The organism is Paenibacillus sp. LT-B23, from assembly GCF_059417685.1.
This window is the reverse complement of record NZ_JBSQBM010000007.1, coordinates 41,475-63,020: the sequence shown is the minus strand read 5'-3', so window position 1 is coordinate 63,020 and position 21,546 is coordinate 41,475. Positions and strand designations below refer to the sequence as shown.

The following is a 21,546-nucleotide window of genomic DNA, read 5'->3' as shown; positions in this document are numbered from 1 at the left end:
ATTTACATAAAATTATCCAAAGGAGCTAAAATATCAGTACGCGCAATACAATACTACAAAGTAATAAACTCGCCCCAGTTCACTTCCTTGATTCCCTGCGGATCTGTCGTTCGCATGACTCCCAGTTGGTTTAACTGTCCCGACATCAGCTCTTCCAGTATTCGCATTCCCTCTTCCGTCCGTATAGATTGGATTCCTAGCCGCTCCATTTGTTTGCGGTATCGCTCTCCCGATACCACTCCGACCTGACCCCAATACCCCCAGTTCACTACCTTCACCTCGCAGGGCCACTCCACTGACAGTTGGTGCGCGAATGCATCCTTAAAGGTACACCCTGACACATAGTTGCTTTGCCCCGCTGCCTTGGTGAATGCGTTAAAGGAAGAGAAGAACAATACAAAATCCATCGCTTCTCCTTGAAATGCTCTCGCCAGGTGCACGCTCACATCTACCTTCGCCTGCAACGATTGACGGAATTCCCCCTCCTCCATCTGTCCCAAACTCCGATCTGACAGCACGATTGCCGAGTGCACCACACCATGGATATCTCCATATGCCTGACGTACTAATCGGTACGCTTCTCCTAAGGCGACCTCATCCGACGCATCCCCTGCGATATACATCGGCTCAGGTCCAATCCCCGCTAACTGTTCCCGCTTGGCTCGAATGGCTTCGTCCTCTCCCCTCCGCCCGATCCATACGATCTGCGCTTGATAGGTGCGGATCATATATTCACTCCAGGTCGCCCCCAATCCGCCTGCTCCGCCAATAACCACATACACGCCTCCATGGCGGTAGCGCGTCGGACGTCCTGCCTCCATCGTGACAGGAACCAGCTCCTGTTGGTACCATTCTCCTTCCCGGTACACAAGTGCGTCTCCCTCCCCGTTGGGTGGCAGGGCCAGCAGCGCAGACCAGGGCCAGTCCACTCCCGCTTCCAAATCCGTTAACCGTACCGCCCAGTTGCTGTATTCCTTCGCCATCGAACCGATAAAACCATGTACACTGGCATGGGTAGGATCAATCTCGTCGTACTTGTTCACTGGTTGAGCCTGCACCGTGATAACCGTCCACTCCAGCGTCCGGTGCCCGTACCCCAGTTGCAACATGCTTTTTACGAGTCGGAATAACTGGATTACCCCGCTTTCTTGTCCCTCAATAATCCGCTCCTCATCCATGGCCGGAATGCCCGCTTCCGGGCCGATCCAGATCACATGGCGGATGCTTCCGCAAGCTTCCAGTTTCCCCCGAATATCCTCCATCAGCTCTCCTGCCTGAATAGGTACAACCTGCGCCTGCGGGTAGTATGCCATCACGGCTTCCCGTCGCTCCCGGGTTCCTCCAATCAGAACCACACCGCTCTCAGAAGACAAAGCAGGACTCACTTCTTTGGTGATCATATACGGCTCCCAGACAGGGGCTACTATCACAGTTTCCGCAGATGCTGCTTCCGGCTTCACCCTGTCTACCTCCGCTAAAGAATGTGAACCCCGCAAATCCCCTCCCTGCAAACGCGAGGTAAATCCCTGCAAACGGACACACAACCTACCCGTTTCGTCGTAGACGTCCAGATTCAGCTTCTGCACGCGCTCTTTCTGCGCTCGCTCCCCTTCTTCACGAATGTGTACCCACATTCGGCTTGTGCAGGGTCCATACACGGTCAGCTCCCGCAGGCTGAATGGCAGGGCCGGAGCATCCTCTGTTCGCTCTTGCGGAACTGCCATTTTCAGCCCGATGGCCGCTTGCAATGCCCCATCCATTAAGCTGGGATGAAGCACATAATCGTTGGCTGTTGCCGACAAACTAGAAGGTAAAGACACGCTCGCCCATACCTGACCCGCTCCGGTCTGCACGCTTTCTAGCGATCGGTGGCCTGCTCCGTATTCAATCCCCATCGCCGCAAACGCTTCGTAACAGGCGGTAATCGGCACCTTTTGGGCGCCCGCGGCCTGGTGCTCCGCCATCTGCTTCGCTATATCCTCCCGCAGGCTATCCCTTTCCACGTGTGCTATCACACGGGCGATTCCTTGGCTGTATACCACATCTTCCGTTGCTCCCGTAGGCCCCTTGTATATTTCATAACCGATGTCACCTTCTTCTCCTGGGATCAGCCGGAGACTTACCTCTGCCGAATGCTCTTCGACCGTGATCGGTTTCATCCACGTCACTTGCTGCAGTTGAAGGATACACCGATCCCCCGGTTTCACCTCCAGTGCCTGCTCCACTGCTGTTCGTGCCATTTCCAGATAAGCTACCCCCGGTAGCATCTTATGTCCTTGTACTCTGTGATCCGTCAGGAAAAATTCCTCCCCAGTGAAGGTGGAACAGTACCGCTGCTCCGACAGCACCGACGTATTTCGGTGCAACAACGGATGCAAACGAGGATACGTGTTATCCCGGCCCGGTTCAGCCGCTTCCATGCCTTCCGGCTGTGGAACCCAATACCGGTTCCGCGCAAATGGATAGGTGGGTAAACTGATACGGCGCGGCAAGTTCTCTCCATACAGCGCCTGCCAGTTCATGCTCAAGCCCTTAACCCATAAATCCAGCAGCTTGGCATATTTGCCTTTATAAATCCACTGGCGGATCGTCTCCTGCATATCCTCATCCGTCTCCAGGGCAGATATCGTTTCCTTGAAGCGTTTAACATTTCCACGAAACCATCTGCCAGCTTTCGGATGCTCTGCATATTCCCTCAACTGTACTGCTAAATCCGAGATGGATTCCACGATCAGTCCCAGCCGCTCTTCCATCGCTTCCCGCCCGACCTGAAGGGTGTACGCGATGGACTCCAGTCTGTCATCACCGTAGTCTCCCTTTTCCATCGCTGCAAGCAATTGGAGCACTTGCTCTTGCAGCCGCTGCTCATCCTTGCCTGACAGAACCACCATCACGGGTGTGCGCGGTGCAGAGGTGGGATGTTCCATGCTTTTCTCCTGCGGAACGTATTCCTCCACCAGTACATGTGCATTTGCTCCTCCAAAACCAAAGGAACTTATTCCTGCTCTTCTTGGCAACTCCTTACCTTCATCATCCAGCAGCGGCTCCCACTTACGGGTCTCCTGGACGATATAGAAGGGGCTGTCCTTCAGTTCGATATACGGATTCACAGTTTCCAGATGCAGGTTCTTCACAAGCATTTGATGCTTCATCTGCAGTACGACTTTAATTAAACCTACGATGCCCGCCGCCAATTCCAAATGTCCGATATTGGTTTTCACAGTCCCCAATCCGCAATAACCGGATTTTTTACTAGCGTTATGACCTTGATCCTTTAATTCTTGGAAGGCTAGTTTCAGAGCATTGACTTCAATAGGATCTCCTAACGGAGTACCACTGCCGTGAGTTTCGATATAACCGACTGTATCAGCCCTGATCCCAGCTCTTTGATATACAGATTTCAGTAATTCCGCCTGTGATTTTGGATTAGGCGCAGTCAAAGAGTTAGCCCGGCCTCCATGATTTTCTCCCGTTCCTCGTATGACTACGTAGATATGGTCACCGTCCAGTTCAGCATCCTTCAGGTTTTTGAGGAGCACCATGCCGACGCCTTCACTTCTAACGTAACCATTCGCTTGATCTGAAAAAGTCTTACATCTTCCATCCTTGCTGAGCATTCCTGCCTTATGAAAGCTCTTATAATCTTCCGGACCGAGCAGCGTATTAACTCCGCCTGCCACAGCTGTTTCGCATTCCCCATTTCTGATCGCCTGAACTGCTCTGTGAACTGCAACCAAAGAACTGGAACAAGCAGTTTCAATGGGTTCACTAGGTCCATGAATATTAAGAAAATAACTCATTCTGTTAGGTCCCACGGAGGGCACCTTTCCTGTGGATGAGTATCCTTCGACGACTGTACCGGACTTTGTAAGCAATTCACTGTAGCCAGTTCTTCCGGTTCCCACAAACAATCCCATACCGGTTCCCGATATCGCTCCAGCCGAATACCCAGCATCCTCCAAAACCTTCCACACGTAGGTCATTAACAAACGCTGCTGCGGATCCATAAGTTCAGCTTCCCGGGGAGTGATCCCAAAGAACAGAGCATCAAATTCGTCCACTCCATTTATAAAACCACCCCACGGCACCTCCGTATTCGAATCCGGATCATACGTGCCCCACTCCCGTCGTTCAGGAGGAATTTTTGTAATACAGTCTTTGCCTTGGATCAGATTTTTCCATAGTTCATCCACATTTTCTGCCATAGGGAAAATCCCGCTTATTCCTATGATGGCCACTGGTTCCAGAACAGCGTGCTCTTGCAAGGGATGAGTAACCAATCTGGAATGTATACGTCTGGATCGGAAGCTCGCTGTTTCTTCCCGTTTCCAATCTTCCACGCTATTTTTCATTTCCTCTGGTTCTGTCAATTCCTCTTCATGCTCCGGCTGCACTGATGCCTGCCATTTAAACGAATCTCGGTTTTCCAGCAACAAATACATTGCAAATTCCCTAATGCCTGAATATTCAAAAAAGAGAGCTGGCGTTATATCCAATTCATAAGCCTGGTTGAGACGATTAGCCAGTTGAGTTAATGTAATAGAGTCAAATCCATACTCTCCCCATTCAGCGTCATCATCAATATCCTGGGCTTTCACATTCAAAACGCTGGATACCGCTTCCGCCAAAATCATCAGTATCTTATGCAGCAGTTGTTCCGTACTATCAGCAGCAGGCGTAAGTCGCTGAATCGGCTTGGCCTTCGCTTTTTTTAAGGTAAACAGTTTAGCCCTCATTTTCGAAGCCTGACCATGAATGCCCATAATTCGTTTTTTTCCTGAAGACATACCTTGATAAAAAATATTCAATCCGGTTTGAATACTAATTGGCTGCATGCCAGTATTTTGTAGCATGGTCTTCTCGGTATCCGTATCCATACGCATACCTCCGTCTTGCCATAAAGGCCAATCCATCACCAATGTGTGTCCTTTACGCTGACGAGTATTTTCCAGTGTGGACCGATACTCAGCGTAGCTGTCCATAAACAAGTTGGCCATCGCATAATCAGCCTGTCCAGTATTTCCCAGAATGCCTGCAGCAGATGAGAAAAGGACAAAGAAGTCCAGGTCAAACTCCCGGCTTTCTTCATCCAAATACAATGTGCCAGCAACCTTGGGGGCCATCACCTTCCTTACTTCTTCCGTCTGCTTGTTCAGGATGAAGCTATCGTGGATCACACCTGCGCTGTGGATAATCCCATTTAGAGCCCCAAACTCATCTTGTATACTTTCCATCAAAACACGGACTGCCTCACGGTCGGTAATATCCGTTTTTTTGTATAACACCCTGGCCCCGGAAACTTCAAGATCGGTTAGTTTGGACTTCATAAGTTCATTCAGCGAAGATCTGCCAGTGAGAATCACAGTGGGACAATGAGAGTTTCGGACCATTTCTTCGCAAAAAATAAGTCCCAATCCTCCAGCCCCACCAGTAATCAGATATATACCGTTATCCTTCCAAGGCATGGCTGCTTCTGGCTTTACACCGATTTCCTCCCACTCTGAGACCCACCGTTTATCCGCATGATAGCGAACATGCTGACCCGGCGAGCATTGAGCGTTTTCAGTAATCATCCGGATAAGTTGGTCTGGCGTTTCTACTCCATTGATCTCCAACATTTGTCCTATGATTTTGCTGTTTTCAATTTGGGCGGTTTTGAGCAAACCTAACAGACCTGTGAACACGTAGCGTTCTGACAGATTGAAAGCTACAATCTGCACGATTACCTGTCCATTTGCTCCATCTCGAATAATCCTTTGTACTTCCCCCAATGCCTGTAAAGCATAATCCTGATACCTCTCTACCGCATGTACCGCCTTGGAAAGTAGAGGAATACATGCTGCTCCGTGAAGTCCTTCTCTTATTGACCCTATCCATCTTTCATCAGGTTCACAAAGCATAACTACATGTTTTGCATATTCCGTAGCGGACTCAGCTTGTTCAATGGTCTGCTCTTTCCATACGGGTGCCAATATTAATGTAGAAGTATTTAACTTATCCGTCGCTTCTTCCGTTAAAATTCTTGAAGTAAGTCCCTTCATCCGGATACAGATATCTCCCGCTTCATCACAGATATCCACATCAAGCCTTAACAATGAGCTCACTGCATCGTATCCTTCACTGTAACGAATGTTTGCCCACATTGTAGAAGTGCAGGGCCGTAAGATATGAATTTCTTGCAGGGCAAATGGCAAAAGAGGACTATTCTCGGTCTGCCGCTGATTAAGCAATCCGATGGACGCCTGCAATGCCGAATCTACCACACCTGGATGCAGAACATAAGCTTGCCCAGAATCACTCGTCACCGACGGCATACGCAGCTTCACCAGAACCTGATCAGTTCCTGCATACAGAACTTCAATTCCTCGGTGTCCTTCACCGTAAGAGTAGCCCATTTTTTCAAAAGCTTCATAACAAGCGGAGGCGGTCATCCTAGTTTGATTACAGGCTGTTTGCAGACTCAGGATATCCAGTGGTTGTATGGTCATGTTCTTGCATATTTCAATTCGGCCCTGACTGTTTACAGAATTCCCCGATCCATCCTCAGACTTCTTGTAGATTTCATAACCAATCTCCCCCCCATCCTCCATGTATAATCCGATATGTACTTCAACAGGAAGCGTATCCACCATCACCGGACTGGCCCACACTACATTTTTTAATTTGACGGTGAGTTGATCTGCTGAAGACATACATGTCGCCAACTCTGCTGCTTTCCTTGCCATTTCCAAATGCGCCACACCCGGAAGAATTTTACGCCCCCTGATCTGATGATCGGTCAAAAAGAATTCCTCGCCCGTGAATGTGGAACTAAATCTTTGCTCAGTTAAGTCTGATGTATTCCGGTGAAGCAACGGATGAATATAGACCGATCCTGCTGCTGGAGAATATGATATGTCCTTCACAGTCGTTCGGGACCATTCGGATATCCAGTAGCGTTCCTTGGCAAACGGATATACCGGGAGACTCATTCTCTTAGGGGTGTTCGCTCCGTATATTCGAATCCAATCGATATCCACTCCTTTTACCCAAAGATCCAGGAGTTTCGTGTACTTTTTCTTCTGAATCCATGCCGTTACAGCTTTCTGCATATCCTCATCGGCTAACAGCAACATCATGGATTCCTTATTGCGCTTGCTTCTCCCCTTATAAATATCCTTAGAATCTTCCTTGTTCCCGGAAAATGCTCTGAGTTTTTCTTGCAGCTCCCCTACAGAACCGACCATCAAACCCAAACGCTCCTCCATAGCCTCTCTTCCTATCTGAAGTGTATAGGCCAAGTCCCCTAATTGGTCATCTTGAATCTGCTCCTCCTCTATGAAAGCCAGCAACTGATTGACCCTTGCGACCAGTCTGTTTTCATTTTTAGCGGATAATACAATGATGGCTTTTTCACCTGAGTTCACATTAAAAGAACCTGTGGACTCAACAGAAACTGTATATTCCTCCAAAATAACATGTGCATTGGCCCCACCCGCTCCAAAAGATGAAATACCAGCGATTCTGGGATATTCCTTTCGCTGCCCATCCATCTCCACTACGGGCCGATTCCAATCCGATAATTGCCTTTGAACCACGAAGGGAGTTTCGGAAAAAGGAATATTAGGATTCAATTGTTCCGCATGCAAAGTGGGAGCAATTTTTCGATGTTTCATTTGTAAAAGTATTTTAGTCATGCCTGCCATACCAGCAGCCGCTTCCAAATGACCAATATTACTTTTAACGGAGCCGATTGCACAAAATTCTGATTGCTTCGTATATGTCCTAAACGCCTGGGTAAGTCCAGTAATTTCAATAGGATCTCCCAGAATAGTGCCAGTTCCATGAGCTTCGATATAACTGATGGCCCGGGCGTCTATACCAGCTCTATCCATAGCGGTCCGAATAAGCTCAGCTTGCGCAGATGGATTAGGAACCGTGTACCCATTCGTTTTACCATCGTGATTAATACTTGTTCCACGGATACAGCCATAAATATGATCTTTATCTGCTATCGCCCTGGACAACGGTTTCAATATAAATACGCCCACTCCTTCTCCAGGCACAAATCCGTTGGCATCCTGGCCGAAGCTTCTACACTTTCCATCCATCGATAACATATGCTGCCCGCATAGCTGTACATAGCTGGAAGGATGAAGGTACAGATTAACGGCTCCTGCAATGGCTACTTCACATTGACCATGGCGAAGGTGCTCACAAGCTTCATGTATAGCTGTCAAAGATGATGAACACATTGTATCAATCGGCATACTAGGCCCATTCAAATTCAACAAATAAGACACCCGGTTCGCTACTGAACTGAATGATGTATGGGGGAACAGTGTCTCTCCCTGTCGCCATATATCGGGTCCATACAGATTAAATCCCGTTTTGGTGATCCCTGCAAAAACACCCACTCTTCCTTGGTGATGTACCTTCAGTTGCTCACGTGTATAAGCTGCATCCTCCAGCGCTTCCCAGCAAGCTTGTATAAACAAGCGCTCCTGAGGATCCATGCTCATGGCCTCCCGGGGAGAAATATTGAAGAACAACGGATCAAAGTCAGCAAATCCCCGAACAAAACCACCCCATTTACTGTAGCTTTTATTTTGAAGGATAGCTTCTTCCCGATCCGGCTGATAAAAGGAATCCATCGCCCACCGTTCTCCATCCATCTCCGTTATGCAATCTTTCCCACTTTCCAAATTGGACCAGAATTCCTGTAAATGATCTGCTTGTGGATAGTGACCACTTATACCGATAATGGCAATTGGATCCGTCTCTTTTTTAGTTTCTGACAGAAATTGGAGCCGGGATCCTCGCTTCGTTGCATGGCGCGGCACCAGAACCTGTTCTCTCTGACGGACATCGCTTGCTGTCCCCACAGAATCCTCTGGAGCTCTATATTCGGAAGTCAGTCCGGTCCACAATATACAAGCGTCCTGAAAATTAGATACGAAATAAAAAGTTAATTCTTGTAACGTCCTGCATTCATAAAAAATGGTTTTTGAGCATTCCCCAAAGATGCGTTCCAGCTTCTGATTTAGTTGCAAGATGAGGATAGAATCAATCCCATAGCTTTCTAATGGTTCAAAAATATCAATACGTTCTTCATCCCATTTTATTTCCTCTGCAAGCAACGTCTTGAGCTTAGACACCATTTTTTCCATTAAACGTTCATGATCCACTTCCACTGTCTGTTTCATAACCGAAACCGTAGATGACTCATTGCTGTGTCTTTTTACATAATTACCTATCTTCAACATATCTCCTTCAACCAACATTAATTGCTCCTGACCAAGATTAAATGCTTTATAGAAGGCCCGAATGCCTGTTTCAGTTGAAATGGGGCACATACCTGTACGTTGTTCCAATATTTTTGCAACAGGTTCATCAATCTGCATACCACCTTCTTTCCACAGCGGCCAGTTTATAGAAAGCGTCCGACCATGCCGGAACCCAAGAGCCCGCAGTTCATTCCGGTAACCTGCGTAGGCGTCCAAAAATGCATTCGCTGTAGCATAATCGGCCTGACCGGGGTTACCGAGTGCACCAGCCACCGATGAAAACAATATAACAAAGTCCAAATGCATGTCTTTCGTGGCCTCGTCCAAATACAGTAATCCGGACACTTTGGGTGCAAGGACAGTTCTGAACTCTTCCGAATTTTTATTAATAATGTAATGATCTTGAATGATCCCGGCACTATGAATAATGCCGTTCACAGGACCAAACTCTCTTTGAATGGCATTAATGAATTTAACTATTCCTTCTTTGTTGCTCAGATCCTGGCTTTTATAAATAACATGTGCCCCCGTCTTCTGAAGCTCACGGATCCTGTTCTCTATATATTCATCCAGAGGGGAACGACCCATCAGAATGATAGTTGAGGATTGAGTATGCTCCGCGATCTCCCTAGCAAAAATCATTCCTAACCCTCCGGCACCACCTGTCACTAAATACAGACCACCGTCTCGCCATGGCGTAATCTGTTTCGACTGATCTTGGGCACCTTCGTCTTCCAGTATGAACTCCCAGTGCATAACCTTCCTTTTCCCATTTACATAACGAATACGGCTATCTGACGGAGCGTTCTTATTTTCTGAAAGTTTTTGGATTAAGCGGCTCACTTCTTCATCCGCCCCCACTTCAATCAGTTGCCCAACCAGTTTTGGATATTCAAGCTGTGCCGTTTTCAATATCCCGGCAAGCCCCGCGAAGAGCCTGCTTTCACCTTGATGACTAACTACAATTTGAACAAGGATATCCTGATAGGCTTGATCTTGAATGAACTGCTTGATGATTTCAAACACCTGAATGGTATAAGCCTGAAATCGCTGTTCCATGGAAGTGTGTTCGCACTGCAGAGAAATACAAGTTGTTCCGTTGAACTGAGCATCTATAGATTCACACCAAGCTTGATCCAGTTCACAAAGCACAACAACATGCCGAAAATATCCCGGCAGCAGTATTTGCTCTGTGATGGGCTGTTCTTTCCATGTCGGCTCAAGCGTCATTGTACTCGTCATGACCAAAACCCCTTCTATAATTGAATTCATCCAAGAACATAATCAGAATCCGCTCTGAATAGCAGATGTTCATTCGGTGCCGCTACCAGACCCCTGATACGTATGCAGACCTTCCCCTGCTCGTCGCACATATCTACATCCAATGATGGTGTATAATTCTCAGCCCCTCTATTAGGAACATATTTAATTTGGGCCCACATATTGGATGTGCAAAAATCATAGATGTCCAGTTCCTTTATGGATACAGGGTGATATGATATATCCGCATGTGTATGATTATTTTCAATGTGAGTCTGCCATAAGGCAGAAACCTCAATAACTGCATGAATCAAATTCGGATGTACCTTATATAGCTGCATGGATTCAGACAGGTTGTGAGATAGCGATAACTTGACTAGGATTATGTCCACGCCTGCATAGACCTCTTCAATTTCCGGCAGATGATCGACAGACAACAACAATTGCTGATTGCAATCCATACGCAAGGTCTGTAAATCAACATAATTATGGTTAACCCTATCTTTCAGAGCAATGTAACCTTGACTGTATATCTGCATTTCTTGACCTTGCTGTCCAGCTTGATAGATTTCATAGCTGATTTCATCATGATCCTCAGCATAAAGTGCAGTGATTACTTGAATAGTTCCCGAGTGAATTAAAATCGGGCTTCCCCAAACGTTGTTTTTCAATTGAATATATTTATGCTCTTCCAGTTGGGTATCAGTTGACCATTTTACGGCCGCTCTTACCATTTCCACCAGCACCGCTCCAGGAACCTGCTTATAATTCGTACCCGATTCTTCCTTTACAAAAAATTCTTGTCCGGTAAAAGATGTGCAAAATCGCTGCTCCGATAAGATGGAGGTATTTTCGTGCAGTAATGGATGGAGGCGGGCTATATTTGCCTCATCCTTACCTTCTTCCACTTTTGTGATAGGAACCCAATATCGTTGTTTTTCAAAAGGATACGTAGGCAACGATACTCGCTGTGGTCTAGTATGAGGATGCAATAATGTCCACTCTACCTCCATGCCTCTCACCCATAATTGCGCAAGCTTCTCCAGTTTCTTATTGCTCAGAAGTAGTTTCATAAAAGCCATTCCCTCTTCTCCCTCTATTAAGATTTGCAAAGAGGAATTATTTGACTTTGCATTTCCTGTGTGAACATTTTCCATGTTACCTTTCTCTTGAAGATAGAGATCCAGTTTCCCCGCCAGCTCCTCAATACTCCCTGCAACTACAGCCAGTCTTTCCTCCATAGCCTCTCTACCGATCTGGAGCGTAAAAGCTATGTCGCTCATATTTGCCTCAGATTTTAATAAAAATGTACGGATCACCTCGACATAGCGATAAAGTATGTCTTTGCTCTTGGCTGAAAACAAGAATATTTGTGGTTCATTTTGTTCGTTACGATCTGAGCTATGCTCATATTCCTCTACAATTACATGAGCATTTACCCCGCCAAAACCAAAAGAACTTACACCTGCACGTCGAGGAATATCACGCCCCATCTTTTCCCAATTTCTTGTACTTTGTACAATATAGAACGGGCTGTTTTCCAACTGAATATATGGATTAAGTTCTTCATAATGTAATGTTTTAAGCAACTTTTTATGTTTCATGCACAGTACCATTTTGATTAGACCTGCGATGCCGGCCGCTGATTCCAAATGACCTATATTTGTCTTTACTGTACCTATTCCGCAATGAGCTTTACCCGATGGCTGTCTGCCCCAAGCGGTATATAATTCATGAAAAGCTTTTTTCAGTCCGTTAATTTCAATCGGATCACCCAATGGTGTGCCCGAGCCGTGTACTTCTATATAACTCACCGTAGAAGGGTCCAGCCCGCATTTGGTCCATGCATCCACGATTAAATCTGCCTGAGCGTTTGGATTGGGTGCTGTGAGCGAGTTCGCACGACCTCCATGATTGACTGCCGTCCCCTTGATCACCGCATAAATGTGGTCACCATCCTGTCTGGCTTGTGAGAGGGGCTTTAGCATTACCGCAGCACTACCTTCACCCCGAACATATCCGTTCGCTTTCTTATCAAAAGTCTTGCATCTTCCATCTTCAGACAACATACTGGCCTTGGCCAAAGCAATATACAGATTGGGGCTTGCCAGTACGTTCACACCGCCCGCAATAGCAACTTCGCATTCACCATTACGCAAGCTTTCCACAGCGCGATGTATAGCAACCAAAGAACTTGAACAAGCCGTATCAATAGGTTCACTGGGTCCATGAAAATTCAACAGATAAGAAATCCGATTGGTTAAAATGGAGTTGAACAGTCCTGTTGGTGTGTATGCCTGCATTTCTATCTTTTGCTCTTTCAATAGATCGTCATAGTCTGAGCTTCCGGCACCCACAAATACCCCCGTCTTGCTACCAGATAATGCTGAAGCTTTGTAACCGGCATCCTCAATTACTTTCCAGACGGTCTCCAAAAAAATTCTCTGACGCGGGTCCATTAATTCCGCTTCTCGGGGGGAAATCCCAAAGAAAAAAGCATCGAAAGCATCGATGTCTTTCATGAAACCACCCCATCTTATATTCGTTTTCCCCATTTCCTTAGCTGGATCTCCATCATAATCTTTCCAATTCCATCTATCTGGCGGAATTTCGGTGATTAGATCCTTTTCCGCCTCCAGATTCAGCCAAAACTCCTCAAGATTATCGGACTGGGGCATTTTGCAAGCGATGCCGATGATAGCAATCGGTTCCATTGTGTTCTCAGCGGCTTGAGCCTGAGTGTTTAATGGAACAGTCGCTGGCTCCACTACAACTTTTTTCACGGATTCAGCCGTATGGAGCGGAGATGAGGAAGAATCAGCACCATATAAAGAAGTCATTCGTTCTGTATAGTTATCTTTTAAATAAGAAGCAAAAGAACCCATATTCACAAATTCATAGAATATAGGCGGAGTCAGTTCCAAATGAAATTTTTGATTGATCCGGTTAATAAAATCGGTGGTAGAAATGGAATCAAATCCGTAATCGCTGTGGTCTGCATCCATTTCGATCGTATCTTTATCCACAAATAGAATTTCCGAAGTAATCATTCCGATGTCCTCGCACAAGCGATGGTAAAGCATTTGTTCATCCGCTTCAGAGAGTTGCCTCTGCGTAGGGGTTCTCCCATTAGAATTAGAATTAAACAACTTCATTTTTTTTAATGGATTCTCTTTTAAAACAATCATCTGATGACCCGGCATATGTAGCGCATCTTCAAATGCTGTAATACCTTCTTCGGTGGAGATGGGAATAATACCCATTGAATTCTCCATGAAAGCAAGAGTAGGTGCGTCTACCGTCATCCCCCCCTCTTTCCAGAGCGGCCAGTTTATCAGTAAAGTCTTCCCTCCCCTTCCCTCCGTCTGCAACAAGGATGTGCGTCGATGGGCATAATAGTCCATGAAAGCATTTGCGTATGCATAATCACACTGGCCTGCATTCCCTATGACCGACATAATGGAAGAGAACATTAGGAAGAAGTCCAGGTTTTCATGACAGGTCGCCTCATCCAGCCATACAGTTCCATACAGCTTGGCAGCCAGCACTTCCTCTATTTGATCGACAGACTTCCTGAAAATATAGTCATCCCGCAGCACGCCTGCCGTGTGTATCACCCCATGGATGTCACCAAATCTTTCTTTTGCCTTGGTAACCACTGCGGCGCATTCTTCACGCATTGAAATATCTGCCTGCACATACAAAACACTTGCCCCGCTATGCTCCCATCGCTTTATCTTTTGCTCATGTTCAGCTGTAAGCGGCGAACGCCCCGCGATAACTAGACGAGCTTTGTACTTATTGGCCAAGTATCCGGCAAAAATGGAGCCTAATCCTCCAAAACCTCCAGTAATCATATAAGTTCCTTTTTCCCGCAATGGAATAGCAGAGGTCCCAAATTCATTTATAAGTGACATATAACGAACAAGCCTTTTTTGTTGCTGATAACGAATTTCAACCTCTTCATCATCCGCAGAAAATTCACTTAACAATTGGTCAAGAGATGCTTCGGCTGACTCACTCAGTTCCACTGTAGCATATATCAGTGCAGGATTTTCTTTTCGAAGTGTTCTGGCAAATCCAGACACTGCGGCGTATTGAGGCTGATCGCTTCCTTGATAAACGTAAAGTAACTTACATCGTTTGGACAAAGTTTCCTTCATTAATGCCTGACTAATGTATAATAAAGAATAAATTCCACGTTCGAGCTGAACCTGCAATCCTTCTTTCTCGGGGACAAATCGTTGATTCGACCAAGCATGAATAAGGGCTTTAGCACTCTGCTTGTTTTGTTTTAAAGCACTGAACAACATCCCGTAGTCCTTCGGATTTAAAGGGTCTATTTCATAGACGTCTTTTTGTACAGATCGATAAGTATCCCCTGGCTGTACAAGCACAGCCTTAATTCCGCAGTTTTTCAAACCAGTCCAAAGATAGGTATCCGTATCGAAAACTACAACCTGCTCGGGAATTCCTCCGGCGGAATTGGGAAGACATTCTCTCCACTGCGGCTGATAATATATAGTTGTTCTTTCCGCCGATTTTAGGGAAGATGTGTACTCTCTGATTTTACGAATTTGCTCAAATCCTTGGTCTGAAGTCATTTTGCCCTCTTTAATCAAATGTAAAATCGCATCTATTGTGAATTGATCGTCTGACACCACGCATCCCCCATTTCCCTTTTGATGTCATCAATTTCAAGCTCACCTTTCTCAAGACTTTGCAGCAATTGTTTAAGCTTCCGGTCCTCTAATTCAAGAGTATTGCTTGCAACTGATTGCCCTTTTCGTTCATTGATCTGAAACGTATTTCGATCAAATGGGTATACCGGTAAGCCACCTTTGCAATATGACTTTCCTTGAAATAATCGATTCCAACGTATTGACGCACCTTTTAACCACAGCTGAAGAACACTTTCGTAAAACCTTGTAACCGTATCACCTACTGTTCCAAAATGTATGCCAAGATCAGAAGTGGGATTGCAGTTGCCCACATATACAACCTCCATATCCGCTTGGCTTAACAAACCATTATCTGCAGTTTCTGCCCTGTGGATCCATTCAGGATTCATGGCTGCTTCCAGTTCATCCCGGTAGTATTTTTTCATTAAAGCATATTTACGATCAGAATGAATCTTTATCAGATTACTGTTTATAATTGCAACTGCCGTTACTACTGTATTGTTTTGTGTCAGTATTCGTACAAGCGTTTCTTTGGGTAATATCCCCTCGTCCAGCAAGTCCAATATTTCTTCCAATCGTGATTCAATAATGAACTGTTGCTCTTCCAAATTCCACTTCCGATATAGTTTTCTCAAGGAACTTGCAAGCACGATCAAGAGTAGATCGGGGTTTACGTCCCATGACTTAAAAAGCTGCTCATCGCATAACATTCCGACAATACCAAAACGTGTCTCTTTTTGAATAACGGTTTCCCAATCGTCAATGTATCCTTTAAAGGTATGCTGGACAGGGTACAATAACCTTGATTTTTCGATATATGATTGCAACCCGTTATCAATCAGTGATCCTGGAACTTGAGAACCTGTTTGTTCTTTCACTCCGCGTACCGTCAAACTGATTAGATCGCGGATGTAAGCTTCATTACACTGTAGTGGCATATGAATATAACCTGTTACCGGCTCCCGAAGAGGAATAACAGGACAAGAAACCATTACGTCTTTTAGCTCACGTTTTCCCGTTTTCACGGCGAGTATGTCCTGCAATGTCAGAATACCGCTTATAGCCATCGCAACCCACCAGCCGTCGTTATGTCCGGTGACGGCAGATGGAGTTACCCCCAGAGATACGAGTGTGGATGCGTATGCATACCCTGTGATTAATTGATATAGTGATTTCTCCAGACCAGTCCAAGACTCCTGAAAGAAACCACTACATATTCTTCGGCCTACATGCAAGCTTCTTAATGTCTTCATGGCATCATCGATAGCCTGCTTGAATACACTGCATTCTTCATACAATGGCTCAATATCTGCATAACTCCCCCAAGGGAGATCACTAATGTTCAGTTCCCAAGAGCATTTCTCCGTTTTTATTTGAGGCAAATGACCGATCTGCAGTTTCACTTTCAGTTCTTCTTTATGGTGTGCCAGTATGCCACAACGGTACGGGAACGCCTCTCTGCCCACAAGCAATATGCTACTTATATCACTCAGGCGGTAAGCTTTAAAATCGGAAGTAGTAATAAATGTTCTCCATGTCTCCTGTAAATTTCCCAGTGCCTCTTGACTCTTTGCAGATAAAATAAAGAATTCACTTTTGTCTGAATCGGGAGCCTCATCTGTCCCAGCCTCCTGATACTCCTCAAGCAATATATGGCTATTGACTCCACCAAAACCAAAAGAGCTGATACCGGCACGTAATGGACCGCCCTCCTCGGCTGATTCCCAGGATGATAAGATTTTTGCAGGAATAAACGGTGAGTTAGCCCAATCCACGATGGGATTCGGAGTCTTCAGATGGAGCGTTCTAGGAATTTTTCTGTGCTTCATCATCATTAAGACTTTAATCATACCTGCCAGTCCTGCAGCACTTTCCAGATGGCCAATATTGGTTTTGACAGATCCGATCTTGCAAAATTGGTTCTCATTTGTAAAATGTCGGAACGCCCGGGTCAAGGCTTCCAGTTCTATGGGATCTCCCAAGGAAGTGCCGGTCCCATGAGCCTCTACATAATTGACCATGTCGGGACGCAAATCTGCATCTTGGTACGCATTTCTGATGACATCCTGCTGTGCCTGCATACGTGGAGCCGTGATCGACTGACTTTTACCTGAATGGTTTACGTCAGAACCCTTGATAATTCCATAGATATGGTTTTTTTCTTTAACAGCCTCATCTAATCGATGCAGCAAAAGAACAGCCACCCCGTCCCCGGGCACATAACCATTAGCATTGATATCAAAAGCCCTGCACACACCATCAGGGCTTAGCATGCGGGACTTGGAAAAAGAAACATATTTCCATGGATGAAGGTTCAGATTTACACAGGCAACCAACGCATAGTCACATTTTCCAAGCCTTAGTGCTTGCTTCGCTTCATGCACAGCGACAAGCGAAGATGCACAAGCAGCATTAATAGTTTGGCTGGCTCCCTGAAGATGAAACGTATAGGAAATGCGATTAGACAACAGGCTTTCAAAGTTGCCCAGACATGCATAACCGTCCATTCCACGCTCTTCATCCATCAGCTTCTGGCGATAATCCGTCGTCATAACACCTGCATAGACAGCAGTCCGTTTATTCTGAAGTGTGGCTAAAGAGATACCCGAATCTTCAATACAATGCCAAGTCTCCTCCAGCATTAGTCTTTGCTGAGGATCCATACAAAGAGCTTCACGAGGGGATATTTTAAAAAATTGATGATCGAAGTCATAAACTTGCTCCAATAAACCACACCACTTACTTATGCTTTTACCAGGTTTGTCTATATCCGTTGTATAGTAAGTATTTACATCCCATCGATCAGGGGTAATTTCCTGAACAGAGTCTATACCTGCTTCGAGATTATTCCAAAATTGGTTGTAATCACATGCGCCAGGAAAACGGCATGACATACCTACCACTGCGATATCCGCCTTTTTTGACCTCATCCGCCTCACTCTTCCCGATTGAACTTTACTTATGAACTGCTCCATGAAATGCGGCAAATCTCTGATTCAGCACCCGGGCTGTCTCTGTCATGATCTTGATGCCAATGTCATCTACATGACGATGCTGCCAGTGTTCCCATTCTGTTCCTTTAACCCACTGATTAAATGAGCCCAGGGCCGGACCGCACTGAATCTGATAATCGAGCCGATTGTCCGCTTCCCCGCTGCACGCCAAATACGACGAATAAGCAAAATACCACTTGAAAATTAAAGCCATTTTACGCTTGGGATTTAGTTCCGCCTTTTCAATCTCCTGCTGTGGATAGTGCCGTCTAACTTCCTCGTATATCTCTTCAAAACTTCGTTTGAAATATTTTTCCTGAATCTGCTTCTGATCCTTGTCGCAAATCTCGTCCAATGAATTATATTGACGATATAGATCATAGAGCTTGCTAGCCCGGGCTGGAAAGAACACACCTTTTCTCAAAACCTGTACTTTGGCCCCTAATTCAAACATATCTCCCGCTGGAGCATAGGTCGTATCCTGAATATTGATCTGTTCAAGCATATCTTTAGCATCATTGCTAGTGCCAGCTTCCACAGTACATTGATTAATAGAACCAGTAACTATAAAATCGGCACCTAGCATAAATGCAGCTGCGGCAGCCTCAGGGGTACCAATACCCCCTGCTGCGCCAACTCTCACCTTTTTCTTGTATCCATATTTCTTCATCATATCATCACGCAGTTTCGTGATAGCAGGCATTAATACATAAGCTACTCCGCCATCTGTATGTCCCCCGGAATCGGCTTCCAAGCATAGATCATCCGCCATTGCGACCTCTGCCAGCCTTCTCGCTTGTTCTTGCGTAATTTGCTTGGCTTGGACCATTTTCTCCACTAAAAATGCAGGAGCCGGGCTCAGAAAGCTTTCCGCAACCTCCGGTCTGGATACCTTGGCGAGAATACGGTTGCTGACCGCTACCGTTCCATCCGGGTTATCGGATAAACCAGCAGCACGATAGCGAATTAGTGACTCTGTTATATTAATAAATGCGGAAACTTCTATGGTACGTATTTGGTATTTGAGATAGAGATCTACAAGTTCCCTCTCTCTATCAAGCTTACCGGGTGTATGCAGAAAATTCATTCCGTAAGCTTGTCCTTCATCCAACTCCTGCTGAATGTATTGAATATCAGATTCAATTTGAGGAATAGACAAACCTCCGGTACCCAGAAAACCCATCATTCCTGCTTTACCCATCTTGACTACCATCTCTTTGGTTGATATCCCTTTGAACATAGCCCCGGTCAAATAGGCATATTTGACTCCATAATCCTTTCTAAACTCTTCAGAACCGAGAAACTCTGCTGTGATTCCGGACACAAGTGGCCTAGTAGGCGCCTCATCCTCATTGGCAACCTGGTTTCGTTCAGACTCTTCACGGTTCCATTCTTCCTGAGACAACGTGATAGGAGCAGCACCCTGTTTGATTTTCTGGATCAATCCTGTCAATACATGACCTGGTCCGATTTCTCTGATCTCAATAGGATCCAGTCCCAGGAGAACCTGGACGGTCTCGCACCATTTTACGGAACTTGTCATTTGTCGAACCAGATTGGTTTTTAATTCTACTTTCGTGTAAGGTCTGGCACTGACATTGGAGATAACCGGAATGTTCAAATCGGAAAATGAAAATGCGTCTAAATAGGCTGCAAATTTATGTCCGGCTTCCTCCATATATCTGGAATGAAACGCGCCACTCACAGTGAGTGGAATATAGGTGATACTAGACGTCTCCTCAAAAATCGACTGAGCCCGCACCATGTCTTTTTCCAATCCGGATATCACCACTTGTTGTGGAGAATTAAGATTAGCTATATCTATGCCGTTCAGTCTATTCTGCGTTAGTGTTTGACGAATATTGTTCATATCCATCCCTATAACGGCTGCCATTTTGCCACCGTCGGCAAGACTCATTAATTCTCCTCTTTTTTTCACCAACTTCAAGCCTGTGGCGAAATCAAAGACACCTGCCGCAAACAATGCATTGTACTCACCCAGACTGTGTCCTGCTACGATTTCGGGAGAAACACCACTTACTTGCATCGTTTTTAGATACATCAATGCGTTGACAGTATATAGAGCAGGCTGTGTAAATTCCGTATTCTGCAGCTTGTTGTGGGCATCCACCAAACACAATTCTTCTATAGGATAACCAAGAATGGCATTAGCCTGCCGTGTAAGCTCAGGAAATTCCTCAAATAATCCTTCGCCCATTCCTTTACGCTGCGAGCCCTGTCCAGGGAAAACAAATGCTAACATACACCATTCTCCTTTGAATCAGCATAACGCCGTATAATGTCATCCAATTGATTAGAGTCTTTATGGAAAGGTGTCATAATTGATAAAGCCGTTTGTTTATGATCATATATAGGCAAATTTTTCATGACATTTACCAGCGTACCGGAAGGGCCCATATCAATATAGATACCTTCTCTCTGTTCCTGAGTTATATAACTTACTGCCTCAGCGAACCGGATCGGGTAACGGGCAACCTTCCAAAAATAATCCGGTTCCAGCCGTCCAATGGTTGTACCATAGACGCTTGACACATAAGGAATCATAGGTTCTTGTAGAAGTTGCTGCTGCACATAGTTCAGGTATGGTTTCTCAGCGGGATCAATACTACAAGAGTGAAACCCATGTGAAACTGCGAGCCGAAAGCAAACAACTCCCCTACTTTTAAGCAATTGCTCTACACGATCAATATTCCTGACACTACCTGATACAATAAAATGTGATTGATGATTTACAGATGCAAGTTCACAGAGCTCACTCAACAGCGGATCAGACGAATATACATTCAAATTGTGCAGAATAGCCAGCATTCCTCCTGCATCACAGGTTAATTCAAGCAATTCTGCTTGTCGAACCACTGCCTGAAGAGCCGTTTCCATACTCCATATTCCTGCGGTTACCGCTGCTGCATATTCTCCCAGACTTGTCCCTATAACAACATCCGGCTCGATTCCACGACTCAGAAATACCTTCGTAAGCGAGCATTCCACCATAAAGATCGCAATGTGAGTGTATAACGTACGGTCAAAACGATCGCCTACCTTGCAGCCTGGATCATAAATTACATCGAGTACTGATTCCCCAATGAGTCCGTACACCTGGTCGTTTAATGCGTCCATCCATACTCTAAACACATCATAATGTTGGTACAACGTAATTCCCATGTGGTAGTACTGTGACCCCTGCCCCGGATACATAAACACAATTGGCTGATTGATAACACATCGCCTCCACTTGCAAATGCATATGAAAAAAGTTATGTTCATCTGTTTATGAACATAACTTTACAAAATGGACTTTAGATTATCGATAAAAGCTAATACTCA

The 21,546-nt window shown here is 45.5% G+C and carries 4 protein-coding genes and 3 pseudogenes; all 7 read right to left on the bottom strand.

Annotated elements, in window-relative coordinates; translation table 11 throughout:
- Positions 1-53 precede the first annotated feature (53 nt).
- Positions 54-2,363, bottom strand: a pseudogene (locus tag ACWXW9_RS10745) (SDR family oxidoreductase); the annotation flags it as partial.
- A gap of 324 nt (positions 2,364-2,687) precedes the next feature.
- Positions 2,688-4,244 (bottom strand): annotated as a pseudogene (locus ACWXW9_RS10740) (type I polyketide synthase); the annotation flags it as partial.
- 204 nt (positions 4,245-4,448) lie between these two features.
- Positions 4,449-10,022, bottom strand: a pseudogene (locus tag ACWXW9_RS10735) (SDR family NAD(P)-dependent oxidoreductase); the annotation flags it as partial.
- Between the two features lie 512 nt (positions 10,023-10,534).
- The gene (locus tag ACWXW9_RS10730; protein WP_494929384.1) at positions 10,535-15,187 is read right to left on the bottom strand and encodes an SDR family NAD(P)-dependent oxidoreductase; all 4,653 of its coding nucleotides are present in this window, start codon (positions 15,185-15,187) and stop codon (positions 10,535-10,537) included.
- Complete coding sequence (locus tag ACWXW9_RS10725) at positions 15,163-18,183, bottom strand: type I polyketide synthase (RefSeq protein WP_494929383.1); 3,021 nt, start codon at positions 18,181-18,183, stop codon at positions 15,163-15,165. Before ACWXW9_RS10725 ends, ACWXW9_RS10730 begins: the two co-directional genes overlap by 25 nt.
- Positions 18,164-20,464 (bottom strand): ACP S-malonyltransferase, encoded by a 2,301-nt coding sequence (gene fabD, locus ACWXW9_RS10720; protein WP_494929382.1) that lies wholly within the window; start codon positions 20,462-20,464, stop codon positions 18,164-18,166. The genes ACWXW9_RS10725 and fabD overlap by 20 nt, the downstream gene beginning before the upstream one ends.
- Positions 20,458-21,417, bottom strand: coding sequence for an acyltransferase domain-containing protein (locus ACWXW9_RS10715; protein ID WP_494929487.1), 960 nt, complete (start codon positions 21,415-21,417; stop codon positions 20,458-20,460). Before ACWXW9_RS10715 ends, fabD begins: the two co-directional genes overlap by 7 nt.
- Positions 21,418-21,546: the final 129 nt, after the last annotated feature.